Origin of the sequence: Microbacterium sp. CPCC 204701, assembly GCF_004010105.1 — a bacterium.
Taxonomy (GTDB): domain Bacteria; phylum Actinomycetota; class Actinomycetes; order Actinomycetales; family Microbacteriaceae; genus Microbacterium.
Map to the genome: position 1 here is coordinate 1 of NZ_RRYE01000623.1, position 1,102 is coordinate 1,102.

Consider the following 1,102-nt stretch of genomic DNA (forward strand, 5'->3'; position numbering starts at 1 on the left):
CCGCACGTGTACCGGCGCGTCGACGACGCGCTGCAGGGGCCCGCGGCTGGGAGCCGCGCGCCCGTGGTGCGCCCGTTCGTCCGCATCGGCTCGTGGGTCGGCGGCGACCGCGACGGCAACCCGTTCGTGACGGCATCCGTCACCCGCAAGGCGTCCGCGGTCGCGAGCGAGCACGTCCTGCTGGGCCTGGAGCGCACCGCCAGCCGCGTCGGTCGCACTCTCACCCTCGACGCCGCGACCACGCCGCCGAGCTCCGCGCTCGTCGCGCTGTGGCGGCGGCTGAAGGCCGCCGACGAGGACGCCGCGAAAGAGATCGCCAAGCGATCGCCCGACGAGCCGCACCGGCGGATCCTGCTGCTGATCGCGCGCAGGATCGAGGCCACGCGGCGCCGCGACGCCGACCTCGCCTACACCGACCCCGAGCAGCTGCTCGCCGACCTCCGGGTCGTGCAGGACTCCCTCGTGCGGGCCGGCGCACCGCGACAGGCATACGGGCACCTGCAGCAGCTGCTGTGGCAGGTCGAGACGTACGGCTTTCACCTGACCGAGCTCGAGGTACGGCAGCATTCCGAGGTGCACGCGAAGGTGCTGGCCGAGCTGGAGTCCGCCGGCCCCGGGGCCGCGCACAGCGAGCTGGCCGAAGAGGTGCTCGAGACCATCCGCACGATCGCGTTCCTGCAGGAGCGGTACGGTCCCCGGGCCGCCGGCCGCTACATCGTGTCGTTCACGCGGTCCGCCGACGATCTCGCCGCGGTCCACCGGCTCGCCCGCCACGCCGTCGGGCCCGACGGCACGCCCCCGGTGCTCGACGTGATCCCGCTGTTCGAGACGTTCGCCGACCTCCAGGCGGCACCCCGCATCCTCGCCGAGATCGTCGAGCACCCCGAGTTCGCGGCACGGCTGCAGGCCACCGGCCGGCGGCTCGAGGTCATGCTCGGCTACTCCGACTCATCGAAGGACGTCGGACCCGTCGCCGCCAACCTCGCCCTCTACGAGGCGCAGGCGGAGATCGCCGCGTGGGCGCAGCGCGAGGGCCTCGAGCTGACGCTGTTCCACGGCCGCGGCGGCGCGCTCGGCCGCGGCGGCGGCCCCGCCAACTCCG

General features: G+C 74.4%; 1 protein-coding gene. It reads left to right on the forward strand.

Going from position 1 to position 1,102, the window contains the following annotated elements; genetic code table 11:
- Window positions 1–1,102 (forward strand): phosphoenolpyruvate carboxylase (locus EIO58_RS18395; protein WP_127820603.1); only part of this gene is annotated, 1,102 nt, incomplete at both ends.